The organism is Streptococcus hyointestinalis (assembly GCF_011039275.1).
Lineage (GTDB): Bacteria > Bacillota > Bacilli > Lactobacillales > Streptococcaceae > Streptococcus > Streptococcus hyointestinalis_A.
Genome location: NZ_JAAKGB010000001.1, coordinates 947,464 through 961,989, shown reverse-complemented (window position 1 = coordinate 961,989; position 14,526 = coordinate 947,464). Strand labels below are relative to the sequence as shown.

The following is a 14,526-nucleotide window of genomic DNA, read 5'->3' as shown; positions in this document are numbered from 1 at the left end:
CCTTTCTTTTATTTGATGTAGTTGGAGGCTTTAGGCTCTGTGGTTACTACATAACCATATTTGGAGCTCTTAGAAGCCTTAACAGCAAAACTTAAGCGAATATTGGAGGCTGTATCGCCTTCTTTAACGGAAAGCACATAGCTCACGTTATATTGCTTCGTTTTGGAATCATAGGTCAGTTTTTCAAGGATAACTGATTGTAAAGTACCTTCTTTAGGAACGGTGTACTTGGCATCTCCATCTGAGAGAAAATCAACCAAATTCTCTTTTTTACCAGAATAATAATTCGGTAAAAAGTAGCGACTGAAAACATCTATTTGATGTTCTGCCTTCATCACCATTTGGGTATTTTTCTCTTCTTGATAGAGATAGGTTAGTTGTTCGGACTGCTTAGACAACTGAGTTGCTGTGCTAATAGTCCCAATAACGCCACCTAAAGCGATAACACTGGTCATTCCTAACAGGAGATACACTTTCTTCAAAGACGTTTGGGAAATAGGTGCTTTGGGTGCAACCGCTGCAGTAGTATTATTATCTGCAGTTGTTTTTTGTGGGAGGGGAGTATTTATTACGGGAATAGCCTCACCTTCTTCTGGAAAAAGAGGGAGAGCGGATTCTGGGATATTTAAACTATTCTTATAGGCTGGGTAAATCTGATTGACAAAATACTCACGCTTTTCTTGGTAAGTATAATATTGAAAATCAGAGCCTGTCATAATAGCTTGAATGAGAGGCAATAACAGATTGTGATACGTTCTATCAATGACAAAGGGACTGGCAAAGACTTCTCCTTCTGAGACAGCCTCTTTTCCTTCGAGATGACAGATGGCAACTTGTTTCAGTTGAAGTTGACCGTAAGCATCTCGTAAGGTTTGAAAAAGGTGCTCCGCCTGAAAGAAAGTCAAGTACGGTAAAGATTCCTCAATTGAATGTGGAAAAGTATCCAAATACTGCTGATCAATCCCCTCGATAATACCGAGAAGCTCACTATCATCATCTGGAGATTTGCCATCTTCCCAAGTGATTTCAAGAAATAAATCATCTGTTATCACGCATTTATTACTCTTTTTAAATTAAAAGGGTTAAATGCCATGATAGCCACCTTAACCTTTCACGAAGTTAAAGCCCCATTCGACAATGCTTGGGCCAGCAGAAACGGCAATAATGGCTACTGCAATGGCCACCCAGTGCTTTTTGATAGCAGCTTTGATTTCACGTCCACCAAAACCGTAAATCAGACCTGTTACAACGACGGCAAATCCTAAAGTGACAATTCCAATACCTTGAACTTTAGAAATACCTTGTTGCGATAACGCTTCTGTTTTCGCAAACGGATCGTCTGCATAGACGGAGTTTGTCAGGATACCTGATAGAAAAAGGGACAAGCTAAGCAAGTAACCTTTACTTTTGGCTCTTACTTTACTTACATAATGTGTCAATGTGTTCATAGAAACCTCCTTATTTTTTATTGACATTATTAGTGTAAGGGATAATGAAAATCTGTGCAGTAAGGGGACAAGTCACAGGAAAAACTTTTTTCAACTGAAAAGGGCATCTATTTCTCCCTCGATTTTCAGCTGAACTTGCCTTAAATCTTTGCGGTGTTGGCTGTCTGGAACGTCTCCCTCAACCCACAAATGAACATGATATGTCTGTTTACTCTTGTCTAAAGCTAAGCTTTTGGCAGAGATAGGTGCTAACACTTTTCGCTTAATTAAACGCTCCAAGGGACGTGCCCCATTTTTTACATCTGTTCCAACATCCGATAGATACTGGATTAGACTAGAATCGTAAGAAAGGGTTAAATTTTGGCGCTTCATTCTCTCTGCAATTTCAGATAAGTTTTTCTCTGCAATGGTCTCAATAACATCTCGCTCTAAGAGATTGAAGATAATTTTATTTTCAATCCGATTAAGGAACTCTGGACGAAATTCATTTTGAAGTTCACTATCCATTGATTTTTCAAATTGTTGGCGTTCTCGGTCAGTTAAGCTATGAAAATTGCCTTTTAGCTCCCATTTGTTAATGATTTTTTTAGCCCCAATATTCGTGGTCATGATCACAATAGTATTTTTAAAACTGATTAAACGCCCTGAACTATCCGTTAAGCGTCCATCATCTAACACCTGCAGAAAGAGATCCATAACCTCGTTATGCGCTTTTTCAATTTCATCTAGCAATAAAACACTGTAAGGCTTCTGTTTAACCCCTTCTGTTAATTGCCCTTTTGTTCGTGTCGCACGGTCACCAATCAGTTTTGTCACATCTTCTTTTTGCTTGTATTCTGACATATCAAAACGAATCATGGCATCTTCAGCGTCAAAAAGAGCTTCTGCGACAGCCTTTGACAGCTCTGTCTTACCAACACCAGTCGGTCCGAGAAAGAGAAAAGATGAGATAGGCTTATTTTCATCTTGTAAGCCTGCCTGAGCAAGCGTCACTGCATCTACAACCGCTTCAATCGCTTCTTCTTGCCCTTTAACACGCTTCATCAGTTTGTCTTTGAAGCCCTCTAAACGCTCTTGCTCCCCCTTTAAAATTGTGGTCACTGGAATACCAGTACGGTCTTTCAAGACTTGGGCAATATCTTCCTCTGTGACAGTTCTTTTTTCATCAGCTGAAGCAATGGTTGCAGCCTCATCAATTAAATCAAACGCCTTGTCTGGAAGAAAACGGTCAGTAATGTAGCGAACAGATAGACGAACCGCCTGAGCAACGGCTTCTGAACTAATCAGAACATTATGAAAGTCCTCATAAATACCTTTTGCTTGCTCTATAATCGTTATAGCTTGTGGAATTGTCGGTTCTTCTACCATGATAGGCTGCATACGACGTTCTAACGCCCTATCTGTTTCAATATAATCGTGAAACTCATCTAAAGTAGTGGCTCCAATCAGTTGAATATCACCACGAGCTAATACAGGCTTGATGACATTTCCTGCGTCAAGCGCTTGACCGTTTTCACTACCAGCGCCAACAACGGTATGAAACTCGTCTACAAAGAGGAGATTTTGACCACGAGTAGCGACCATCTCCTCAATGATTTTCTTGAACGTAGCAATAAAACCACCATCTTCTTCACTCATCAAGCTGGAAAGCTCCAAAGAGCGAACCGTTAAACCTTTTAAGGCGTCAGGAACTTCTTCTCGTAGAATGGCAAGTGTTAGTCCTTCGACAATAGCTGTCTTTCCAACACCTGCTTCACCTACTAATATTGGGTTATTTTTGGTTCGGATGAGAAGGGAGATAATCACTGCCTGAACTTCCTTATCACGTCCATAAACCTGGTAGTCATCTGCTTTTTTAGCAACTTTAGACGTTAGATTATCTGTGTACTTATCAAGAAATGGGGCTTTAAGCTCATCTAGCACGTTAATCACTCCTTTCTTTTGCCGTTTCAATTTGAGTGGCTAGTTTCTCTTTAATCGCATCCACAAATTCTCGGGGGTTAATCTCTCCATCTCCAATTTGAGAGAGGAACAGTTCCCAGACGCCTGTCGTTTCAGGGCTAGCAAACTCATTATCATAGAGATAATGAATCAAGAGATAAGCTTTATTTGTTGGAAAAAGCTGTCCTGTTTTTTTATCTTTAGTGATATAGCCTCGGTCTTGAATCGTTTTAAGCATTGCAGCTCTGGTAGCTTGTGTCCCTAGACCATATTTAGGTAAGAGGACACTGATAAATTGACTTTCTGTTATTCGCTTAGGTGGTTTTGTCACCCCTTCAATAATAAGTGTCTTTGTTTCCAGTTGATCACCTACACGATAGTCAGGAAGCTCAACATTTCCCTTTAACTTTTGTTGGCTGAAACCTGCCCAGACTAAATCAATCATGTGTCGCCCTCTTGCCTTAAAAATCAATCCTTGATTTTCTATCGCAACTGTTGTCGTATTGTAGCGACAATCAGCCGCAAACATTAAGAGGGTTCGACGGACAACCGCTTCATAAATAAGACGTTCATCTGGTTTTAGAGTCACTAAATTAGGAATATTTTCTGTCGGAATAAGAGCGTAGTGACTTGTTTTAGCTACTTTTTCAGGATCTACATAATTTTCCCTTGGTTCTAAATAAACAGGCTCAAATGCGCAATTCACAACATCTTGGTAACTCTTTAGATAAGTTTTAAGATAACCAAATTCTTCCTCCGTAATAAATCGAGTGTCAGTTCTAGGATAAGATAAGTATTTTTTGAGATGGAGACTCTCTACTATACTTTCTGTCTTAGCAGGAGAAAATCCCCATTGTTTAGAAGCTAAGCCTTGAAGGTCAGACAAGTTGAATAAGGCAGGAGCTGCTTCTTGATGTTCCTTAATTTCAACTGAAGAAACGGTAGAAAGTGGCTCTAGTTGTCGTGAAGTCGCTAAAATCATATCACTGTCTAAATACTTATCCTTATGAGAAAATGTCGTCTCTGTCGCTTTATCTTCTAACTGCAATTTCCAGTATGTTTGAGGTCTGAAATTCTGGATAGCGAGGTCATTCTCACAAATCAAGCGCACCCCAGGCGTTTGAACACGACCTACTGATAAACTATTGCCTTTTCCCTTCGCCAGTCGCCCCTTCTTTTGAAGCTCTAGGGTGACCAGTGGAGATAAGTTCATCCCAACAAGCCAGTCTGACTGTGCACGTGCCTCTGCCTCCAAATAATAGTTGTAGGTCTCTATTGGTTCTCTCAAGTTTTGAAAAGCTTTTTGAAGAGCATGTGTCGTCATAGAATTAACCCATAGACGCTTATACACTTTGTCTTTTCCTTCTGGAATATGAGATAGAATGGAGTAGGCAATACGCTCCCCTTCTCTGTCTGAGTCTGTACCGATAATAACTTGAGAGGCTGCCACCACCTCTTGATAAATCTGTTTAAAGGTTTCTTTAGAGGTTTTGTCTTGTTTTAGAGTCTGTTTAAATGAGACATCAACTAGAGGTAGTTTTTCTAAATCCCAATTATCTTTTGGTAAACCATACTCAAATAAATGACCATCCGCAGCAATCACATGAACTTCATCTGGAAAGTAAGGTGTTTGCTTCACAATATGTACCTTTCCCTTTTTACTAGCTGAACCTAGACAATCTGCGTAAGCGACAGCTTGTGTTTCTTTTTCAGCTAGAATAACTGTTACCATATAATCTTTCTCCTTTCATTAGTTAACTTTAGTCTAAGAGATATTGACAATTCTTGCTGTAAGGGGACAAGCTAGCACTGATGAAGCAGCAAACGTAGAAAAGCTCTTCTAATAAAAGTGGAATTTACGAGGTCGTATCAGTAGAGCCATTAGTAGATGTCATTTCTGAAATCAGTAGCTACCAGGTCTAGTATTTTATATTAAAAATTGTTATATAACTTTTTGTACTATTTTGTGTACAATTAAAAGCACTCTCACACAAGAGTGCCTTTAATCTTAACGACTTATCCCCTTGTTAGGGGTTCTAGGAAAATTTTGCGCATGCCCTCTACTTTTGCCTTGATACGGCTTGGTATGGCTTTCCACTTGCTTTAACATTTTGGAAACAGTCTTATGTACACGTCCCAAAGAGTTAGCGAGTTGCTTATCGTCTAGCGCTTTTAGATTATCTGTCCAAGCTGCCATGTACTTGATCGCTTTTTCAGAAGTATCTAGACCAAAGTGTTTTGATAGTAAATGACTTGTCATTTCCGCTTCAAACTCCCTTTGCCCTCTAGGCAATTCTTTGTATTGCTCTACCATTTTTGGGTTATGAAGTGTCGCATGCGCTAACTAATGAATAGTAGTCGCAATTTTTTCTCCAGGCGGGTTGTGTGGATTGATAAGAATAAGCTGTTCTTCTGGATAAAAGGCACCTTTTCTATTGTCGAGAACATGGGCTTTATCTTTCATTATAGTCACACCAATACTGTCAGCATAATCACAAAGTCCCTCTAACACTTCTTTTGTCTTAACCTTATCCATATTAAAGTTATAATGACGGTTTGGCATTGCTTTAGGGTAGCTTTCTGGTTTTAGAGTGGTTTGTGATAGTTCAAAGACCTTATACGTTGTATATCGTGGTTGACCTGTTTTGAAATCTCTTTCCTGAAATTGGCGAACAGGCAATTTGCCTTCTTTTACCCACTGCTTTTCTTGCGGCGTTGCCTCTGAAAGCTTTTTAAATTTAGGATTGCCTTTATCATTTTTGAGTTGATTACCATTTTCGTCCAGTACGGGAATCATTTTAACCAATACTGGTCTAAAGAGGGTAATCTTTGACTTTTCTCCTGTTTTGACAGAAAGGTTTTGATGAACAACTTCTTTGGTTTCACCTGTTCGCTTGTTGGTATAGATTGCCTTTGTCGAAATGACATCCTCTGGCTTAATGTCTAGAACTTCTCCCATAGCCTGCCATTGATTATAAGTAGCAACAGCATTAGCACCACGCCATGGTTCTTGGATAAGAGCTACATTTCTTGGCGAAAGCCTTAGAAACTTACTCATAAAGTCCATGTACGCCTTCAAGTCTTCAGGTGATTGTGTGTACTCACGGATTTTTTGAAAAGCTCGTTCACTAATCTCATAAGCTGACGCTGTGTTATAGTCAAAAGGTTCAGCTGATACTGTAGTTTCTTGAGGCTTTCCTTGCCCTGTGCTGTTAGCTAAAAAAGCATCCACTTCTTCCTGCTTATACAATTCTTTAGGCAATTTATTAGCCTTGATGGCTTCAACAAGCTTCTCTAGCTCTTCTTCAATCTGAAAACCATTGCCCCAATCGCTGCCGTAAGCTAGATAGCCTAGGTTTTCTTCTCCTCTGAGTAGTGCTATAGTCCAAGGCGCTGTCGTCTCAGATAAATTATCAACCTTTTCTGGACTATAAACCGTTAGCTCTATCTGATACCCTTGACCAAACTCCTCACGATTAGTATAAATAACAGAACCATCAGCTTGAGGAGTTCCAACCAAATCACCTTCCATCGATAAGGATTCTTGAACGCGAGGAGCAGCTACTTCTAATTGCTTTTTAGCATCCTCTGCCATAATCTCCTCTACTCGTTGGGCTAGCCCCATTTTGATGTCCTGTTTAGGCGAAGTGAAGGTTTCCCTTGGACGGCTATCTTCTTGAGGTATTTCTTGTGAATTTAAAAGATGTTCATTAGCTTCAGCAGCAATTTCTTGATTTAGCTCTTGATTTTCCAGATGAGAAAGGACACTGTCATCTATCGCAGCTAAATCTTGATAGCCTGATAACCTACGATAGCCTAACCCCATAAGTTGAGAAACAGGTCTTGTTTCATCACCAATAGCGTAGTGGACATTATCTTTGATGAGCTGTCCGCCAGGAGCATAAATGTCAAACTCTGTTTTAGTGTAAGGCAGCTGATTCTCTTGCCTACGTTGATAATGGGCTTGATTAGCTTCATAAAGTCCTGTGACAAATGTTTTGTAATCAATCAGTTGTTCTGTATGGAAAGGCAGTTCAACGCCATTATCCCAATTCTCAGCAAACTGTAAGCGAACATGATAGTCATTTTTATAGATCATGTCCTCTTGCCACTCTTTATAGAAGGCAGAATCTTTGACTAAGAGACGGTTTTTATCTGCATAGTCAACCATTTGTTCTAAGCCCCATTGATTTTCTTCTGATACCTCAAGGTATTTCTGCCAAGCAGCTAAGACTTCTTCTGGAACACGTGCTAAATCATCTGGAATACCAACGTTGTAGACAGCATCCAAAACTTTTGTGAAATCTTCAGCTGAAACCTCTAATTCTACATTTGAGTCCATTACAGATGGTTCTGACTCCTTGACTTGTTTTTCAGGCAATGACTGAGTCCACTGTGTTTCGTTACTGCGTTGACTATTTAGAAATTCTACCATCTCTGCACCATTATCCCTGATATAGTTAGCATTGATACGATGAACTCTAATATCACCATCTTTTTCAATTAAAACACCCAAAATCGTTTTTTCTTGAGATAGTGTGTCCATTTGGATATTTAAATCTAATCCTGGTTTTAGTAGGGAAGCGGGGAACATCTCATCTTGACTATCTGTCTGAAAGGCAAGGACGATACTCTTATCCTCAGACCGAATTGCTGACTCAGCATCTAGACGACCAAATTTTTCGATAGAAGATAAGTCATCAAACACAAATGAATCCGTTTCTAGAACTTCTGATAGCATCGGTAATATTTGAATTTTATCTAAGTAACCTGGACCGACCGTAACATTTTGAAAACTGGTATGCCCTGAAGAAATTTCATCAATAAACGTTTCTGATACAGAATCTAATTTCTCACTGTATACTGGTGCAATACCAGTTAAGTGCATCCAAGGACGTTTTTCAAATTTAACTTGTAAAGCTTGTTGCTTTAATCCATCTTTATAGAAATAGGTAACAGTTGTATCCGCTAGCTCATTTAAATACCAAGTAGCAGATTTTTGAATATCCTCTGCGTACGCACTTATATTTCGAACATCTTTATTTTTAGGATAATGATAGCCTTTACGCAACCTAAAATTTGACTTTATATCCTTATCAATGTTAAAATATAAGGGAACATTGGTAGGAAAATCAGGTTGAGCAGCTGGCTCAACGGGCTGCGGTGCTGTCCCTGGAGAGTTCTCTCCTAAAAAACTGGAACTGCGATTGAATAATTCGCCCCCAGTGTTAGTCTCTTGATTATTGTCAAGGGACTTTTCTTGTGTCTGATTAACATCAGGCGCTTTTTCTTTAGCTTCACTTTCTTCTACTAGCTGTTCAACGTCAGGCTTTTGTTCTGAAACGTCTACTTTCACAACTGTACCAGATATCTCCTTGGAAGGATCACTCTTATTCCAAGTCCTGTCGTCTATAATAATTCTTGATACTGTCGTAAAACCGTCAAAATCAGACTCTTGTTCAGCTGTCTTTGAGGACATTAGCTCTTCTGATAAATTATCAAATGATGTTAATGTTTCTTCCTTTGGCGGTGGTTCTTTTGACTTCTTCATTTCTTTGAGGTAATCATTCCAGTCCGTTTTAACTTGCCCTGGTTGTAAATCGGGTAACGCCTCGTTCACTACAGCTCCTTTTTCCCTCAGAGAACTGATAAAGTTTTGACCACCTTCGTCATTATCTACCGCAAGAGTGATCCAGTCTGAGTGTTTTCCATCTACGAAAAAGTTTTTATCAATCGCTATCTGTAACCCTTCAGCGAGTTGATCATAGTTCCAGTTTAATGGACGCCCAGATAGTTCTGACTGGAGTTGGGCTAAGTGTCGTCCGATAACACCTTCTTTTAGACCATCCATTGATACCAAGCGGACATCCTGCAAACTATCTTTATGCAACTCATAATAAGACATCAAATCAATAGCACTTTCCGCAAAGATGAGGCGGTTAGGTTGCCCAATATCCACATGCAAACCTGTGAGACCATCTGAGTTTGGCATGATTTTTTTAGCATAACCACGTTCGGTCCACTTCTCCCTGTTTTCTTCAATCCCCTGTAGAGTCGCACCGAGAATCTCACCTGAGAGATCAAATGATTTAAAGACAATGACAGGTTCAATACTGCCCTTTACTTTAGCATTTGCCTGAGCAAGTACCCCTTTCTCCAGAAAGAAGTCAATGGTTTCAGCGGAAAGTCCACGTTGATTTTGTAGATAATCTCTAGCAGCTTCAAAAGGCTGCTCATAGGGTGCAAGGTAATAAGAGAAAGGTTCTGGTACTCTTTCCATAACTGTACGTTCCTTAAAACGACCATCGTTTAAGAAATTTATCGCTTGGTTGAAATCAACTTCTTTCATCACTTCAACTAAAGAAATCACATCGCCACCTTGATGCCTAGAAAACCAATTCCAAACATTTTTATCTGGTGTAATAACTAAACTATCATGCTCTTTCCAACGATAATCTCTGCCTTCTCGAAATAACTCCATGTTGAGTTCATTAGCCACATCTAAAATATCACGAGAACGAGCATATTCAACCCGCTCACGTCGACTTTTGCCTCGTGACTGCCACGGTTGTGTGTATTCATCTGCCATAAAAAAACTCCTTTCATTCACTAAAAGCACTCATATTGAGACGTATAAGACTCTGTTTCAGGAACAATAAAGACTTCTTTAGGCAGTGAGACCAGCTCTCCCACTGAAAAGCGTTCAAATGGTTCTTGGTCTTGGTAGGTCAATACCAACTCCAAATCACCATTCTTGCCTTGCCCAACAAAAAGCACTTGTTTTTGCGTCTCATCAATGGACTTGACTAACCAATCGGCTTCAAAGTCAAATGCTTCTTCAGAAACACTTGGAAAATGTAACATATCACTTGCACCTCCTTTTTTACAGTTACTTTTAAGTGTAAGAGATAATGGAATTTCTTGCGTTAAGGGGACAAATGAGAGGGATTTTTAGCAAAAAAAGTCATTGATTACCCAATGACTTCTAACGTTGGTTTTGTCGACGTTCTTCTTGCTCCTCACGTTCATCGCTACGTGCCCGTTCCAGCAACGCCTTTTGATTAGCCCGTTGAGAACGATTAAGAGAGCTAGCTAATTGATTCATAAACTGCGTTGGCAATTTTACACTGCCTTTGGATTGTTGTAGATGTGCTTTCTTGACGATTTTTCGCTCTCGAAGTTGCTTCGACACCGCCTGAACAATCTGCCCCTGATTATCTTCAGTAGGCTGCAGCTTGGCATACAAGCGTTTTAACTCCACAAAACCTTTAGCATTCTCCATTTTCATGTCTTTGATAACCGCTTCATCTGATAATTGATTTAGCTGCTGGTTGCGATTATGAATTTGATATTTCAACTGAAAAATAGAGACATGCGTTTGTAACTCTTCTAGATAGCCTTGTTTGCTTGTTGGTGCGCCTTTTAGGAGCGTTAAGATACTCTCATCCTGCAATTGATGTACAAGACTCATTTCCGCCCGCAATAGTCTGATAGGAAGCTGTATCGCAACAGCTGGTGCTTTGTCTATTGGAAGGGCAACACTGTCCTCAAATGGACGTTTAAGACGTTGTTTTAGACGCCTATCCGCTTCTGACAACTTGTAGTTTGGTGTTAGTTGCAATGTGATAGACTTCAATTCTTGAGCCAAAGATTCCTTCTTAAAGTCTACAAAAGGCTGATCAGAAGCCAGAGGGCGCACTTGCTCTAAAAGCTTCTGACGAACCTGGATTGTCTTTTGAGCTGTTGCTAGCATGCTTAACTTTAAAGCGTAGCGATAAGTTCCTAACTCACGCCGCTCTTTTTCAGTTAGCTCTGGTTTTGCCTTAGCAGCATCCACCAACTCTTTTAGCTCACTAGAGGATAACAGTGATAAATCTTTTAGTGTCAGTGTTTTCAGCTGAATGTTTTCAGTCATTTGGCTAATATCGTATACAGTATTTGACACAAAGGTGGGCTGACCTATACCTGTACCGTGCTTATCATATTTTTCATAAACTGGTGTGATAATTTCAAGTGGTTTCACTCCAGGCTTGGTCTCATAGCCTAATTTTTTCCAAGACTCTAGACTTTTAACGACTTGTGCTTTAGGTAGCTGTTCTAAAATCTTCCTCTGGTTCAAACTTGAAAACTTGTCCAAATTTTTTTCCAGACGAACGTCTTGTAACTGAGGTGCAGCTTCTCTAAAAGAGCGTAAGACATTATTAGCGAGTCGTTCTCTTAAATCCATAACACGACGTGCCAGGTGATGTTCCAAATCATATCCCTTCGATGTCGCTAATGTCCGAATGACCTCACCATCCATCTTGCGAATTTTTTCGTAGGTGTGATTTTTTTCAGCCGAATAGACGCCTTGATAAGTTTCGAGAAAGTCTCTTGTTTCTTGCAAAAACTCTTGATAAGCAACCTGTCCTTCATTTTTTAAATAGGAGTCCAAGTATCTATCTAGAAAGAACTTACTAACCGCAAAGTCTCTCGCATTGGAACCATAACGCCACCTTTTATTGAGTGGTAGGTGATTGTAAGCCTGCTCCAAAAAATTTTTTTCAGCAGAAGATACCACCTTGTTGTTCTGATAAACGGAAGCGATCAAATTTGTTTTGAGATTAGCAAGTATCTGTTCTTTTCTAATTAGGTTTGATCGTGTCTCTTCTTTCAAGAGCCCATGATAAATCCCACTTTTAAAACGGTTAATGGTTTTCTGTGAGAAGTTTCCTTTGTACTCAATACGCATTCTAGGCTGGTAAAAGATTTTTTCTCTGTTAGATTGAATCTCGGAAAGTCCGAAATGAATATGGATATTATCAGTATTGAGATGGATGTTACCCCACCAAAAAGCAGAATCCGAAAGTTTCTCTTTTTGGATAAGGGTTGGCATCATATCACGCATAACTGCCTTAATTGCTTTTTGGTCAACGCGACCAGTTGCTGTATCGTATAACCCTTGCTCAGCCAAAAAATCATTATCAAATGAAATAACACCTTGCCAGAGAAGAGAACCATTTTGATAAGCCGTTTCTAGCTTATTTTTGAGTTCTTCCAAGCGGCGTTTTTGAAGATAATCAGCCTCTTGTGTAAAGACTGCTGTCAATTCTTCAGATTGTTTTTCTGTCGCATAGGAACGGTTCATGTAGTCAAGGTACTCTCGAAAGTTCAACTGCGTCTCAGGAACAGCTTCTTGAATTTGGGTCATGGCATCTTCAGTCAACCCTTCAATCATTTGGCGATTGGTTTCTAGGGATAGTTCTTCGTCCATTTTAACAGCTTCGCTACGATTGGTGTAGTTAACATATTGGCTATTAGCTTCAGTGTATTGAAGCATAAACGTGATGTTGGGACGCGTCATCTACTCCTCCTCTCGTAATGCAGCATACTCTTTTAATAAGGGCTGTAATTCTTCTCCTTCAACTTTTAAGTTCTGAAACCAAGGACCAGATGGAGAGACATGTAACTCTTTTTTATCTTCAATAAACTGCATAGGGATTAACAAAATATAGGGATTAGTCAATTCTAAACCACTTTCACGTTCAAGAAAGGCAACAATAAAATCTTGATTGCCATTTGTTCTAAATTGCCAGTGATGAGAATTTCCATTTTTCTTTTTATGCAAGGAGCTGTACTTAACAGCAATCGTTAACCCCTCAAACCAAAAATCATAGACAGGGTTATTTTTCTTAAAATACCTATTGGCATCCGTTGCCTCTGGAACATATTTTTGAAAAAGTTCTTCTGCCAGTCCTCCTAATTTAGACGTCCTAGAACCATACTGAATTTTATCTTGGATCTTCAAGCAGCCACTCTTAATCAATTTTAAATGAGCAACATGCGTTGGTAGTCCTGATTGTTTCACTGCTTCATAAAAATCACCAGTCTCTAAATAGAGATCAACAATATCAGCCATTTTGCTTATCCTCAATGTGAATGTTTTAGCGTTTGACCACGACTCACATCCTCCTTGATAAGGTCTTCAATACGAGCCATAAGTTCGGGCTGTGTCGGATCAAAACGAGAGTGAATAGATTCTAAAACCTATCATTCTACTATTTCATTTTGATGGTCTCAATTGGATTTGAAAACTCAAATGTTCCGTCCTTGATAGCTGCCTCTTTTTTCTTTAAAGCTTCAATTTTAACTTGAACTTTTTCGATATTTTGAGTAGCTGTTGCGATAGATCGATTCTTCGTTTCAATGTTGCTCTCAAGCGTTGCAATATCTTTTTGATTGGACTCTAAATCATCACCTGAGAGATATTCTGCCTCTTTGTTAAGCCCCACCTTACGAGACTCATCATCTTCAATAGAGGCCTTCAACTGCTTGATAGACTTATTCAATTTTTTGATTTGACCTTCTTGGAAAGTTCTCTCTTCGGATATTTCTGACAAGGCAAACTCTTCACGAGAAACACTCTTGATGTGCTTTTCTTTTAGCTTGCTATTTTGAGTTGTCACATAAAATGGAACAAGGTTATCATTAGCGTTATCTGTTGTTTTAGAAGTCTTCTCCTGCTCATCTGAGGAACTAGAAACAGCAACATCGATGGAGCTAGTCACAACTGTTTTATTCCTAATATCAATGGCATAAGCTCCGAAATTTTTAGGTACGTTTCGGATAATGACTGAGATTTTATTATCAACAATTGGTACAATTTCCATCGTCGTATCTGCCGTTTTATTCTGCGCATATAGGTTCCATTTTAAGCGCTTAGTATCTATACCACGGTCAACTGGGGGCGTCGCATCTTGCGTCTCAAATGGAAGGACAATAACCCCAGTTTTTGGAGAATACATCTGACGCGTCAGTACGATTTCACCTGTGCCGTTCTCAAATATTTGTTTAGTTTTGAGTTGCTCATCGCTATAAGTTTGGCGTTGTGGGGAGTAAATAGCGCCTAATAATAAACTCAGCCAAGCAACAAACAACGTCATAAAAATGACTAACTTTCGTTTAATCACATTTTCCTGAAACCATTTATTGATGGCTACAAAGGGTCTAGCAATGGAGCTAGATTTTGTCTTTTCAATCCAGTTTTTAATAGTATCAATCATCTTCACCTCCAACGCTTTTTTCTACAAAGCGATAATTCTAAAATCTAATAACTCTTGGTAAGTAAATTCAATAATTTTGTACGCACTAACATCTG

At 39.4% G+C, this 14,526-nt stretch carries 10 protein-coding genes; all 10 read right to left on the bottom strand.

Annotation, left to right across the window (positions count from 1 at the left end):
* Window positions 1–8: 8 nt before the first annotated feature.
* The gene (locus G5B60_RS04600; protein ID WP_164682910.1) at window positions 9–1,052 is read right to left on the bottom strand and encodes a hypothetical protein; all 1,044 of its coding nucleotides are present in this window, start codon (window positions 1,050–1,052) and stop codon (window positions 9–11) included.
* 51 nt (window positions 1,053–1,103) lie between these two features.
* Window positions 1,104–1,448 carry a TrbC/VirB2 family protein gene (locus G5B60_RS04595; RefSeq protein WP_164682909.1) on the bottom strand — a complete coding sequence of 115 codons (345 nt, stop codon included), beginning with the start codon at window positions 1,446–1,448 and terminating at the stop codon, window positions 1,104–1,106.
* A 90-nt stretch (window positions 1,449–1,538) separates the two neighbouring features.
* On the bottom strand, window positions 1,539–3,371 hold the full coding sequence (locus G5B60_RS04590) for an AAA family ATPase (RefSeq protein WP_164682908.1): 1,833 nt from the start codon (window positions 3,369–3,371) through the stop codon (window positions 1,539–1,541).
* Window position 3,372: 1 nt separating this feature from the next.
* Window positions 3,373–5,121: a type IA DNA topoisomerase gene (locus G5B60_RS04585; protein ID WP_164682907.1), complete on the bottom strand. Its 1,749-nt coding sequence runs from the start codon at window positions 5,119–5,121 to the stop codon at window positions 3,373–3,375.
* Between the two features lie 276 nt (window positions 5,122–5,397).
* Entirely contained in the window at window positions 5,398–5,649 is a 252-nt protein-coding gene (locus G5B60_RS11445) for a hypothetical protein (protein WP_241154504.1), read from the bottom strand.
* A gap of 84 nt (window positions 5,650–5,733) precedes the next feature.
* Window positions 5,734–9,978 (bottom strand): PBECR4 domain-containing protein, encoded by a 4,245-nt coding sequence (locus G5B60_RS04580; protein ID WP_241154503.1) that lies wholly within the window; start codon window positions 9,976–9,978, stop codon window positions 5,734–5,736.
* A gap of 20 nt (window positions 9,979–9,998) precedes the next feature.
* Complete coding sequence (locus G5B60_RS04575) at window positions 9,999–10,253, bottom strand: hypothetical protein (protein WP_164682906.1); 255 nt, start codon at window positions 10,251–10,253, stop codon at window positions 9,999–10,001.
* A gap of 121 nt (window positions 10,254–10,374) precedes the next feature.
* Window positions 10,375–12,732, bottom strand: a complete 2,358-nt coding sequence (gene mobP2, locus G5B60_RS04570; protein WP_164682905.1) for a MobP2 family relaxase — start codon at window positions 12,730–12,732, stop codon at window positions 10,375–10,377.
* Window positions 12,733–13,287 (bottom strand): hypothetical protein, encoded by a 555-nt coding sequence (locus G5B60_RS04565; protein ID WP_164682904.1) that lies wholly within the window; start codon window positions 13,285–13,287, stop codon window positions 12,733–12,735.
* 139 nt (window positions 13,288–13,426) lie between these two features.
* Window positions 13,427–14,431 (bottom strand): hypothetical protein, encoded by a 1,005-nt coding sequence (locus tag G5B60_RS04560; protein WP_164682903.1) that lies wholly within the window; start codon window positions 14,429–14,431, stop codon window positions 13,427–13,429.
* Window positions 14,432–14,526: the final 95 nt, after the last annotated feature.

Bases quoted from the DNA above. Each gene is read 5' to 3' on its own strand.
- G5B60_RS04560 (WP_164682903.1), bottom strand. From the start codon at position 14,431: ATGATTGATACTATTAAAAACTGGATTGAAAAGACAAAATCTAGCTCC.
- G5B60_RS04585 (WP_164682907.1), bottom strand. From the start codon at position 5,121: ATGGTAACAGTTATTCTAGCTGAAAAAGAAACACAAGCTGTCGCTTAC.
- G5B60_RS04565 (WP_164682904.1), bottom strand. From the start codon at position 13,287: ATGGCTGATATTGTTGATCTCTATTTAGAGACTGGTGATTTTTATGAA.
- mobP2 (WP_164682905.1), bottom strand. From the start codon at position 12,732: ATGACGCGTCCCAACATCACGTTTATGCTTCAATACACTGAAGCTAAT.
- G5B60_RS11445 (WP_241154504.1), bottom strand. From the start codon at position 5,649: ATGACAAGTCATTTACTATCAAAACACTTTGGTCTAGATACTTCTGAA.
- G5B60_RS04580 (WP_241154503.1), bottom strand. From the start codon at position 9,978: ATGGCAGATGAATACACACAACCGTGGCAGTCACGAGGCAAAAGTCGA.
- G5B60_RS04595 (WP_164682909.1), bottom strand. From the start codon at position 1,448: ATGAACACATTGACACATTATGTAAGTAAAGTAAGAGCCAAAAGTAAA.
- G5B60_RS04575 (WP_164682906.1), bottom strand. From the start codon at position 10,253: ATGTTACATTTTCCAAGTGTTTCTGAAGAAGCATTTGACTTTGAAGCC.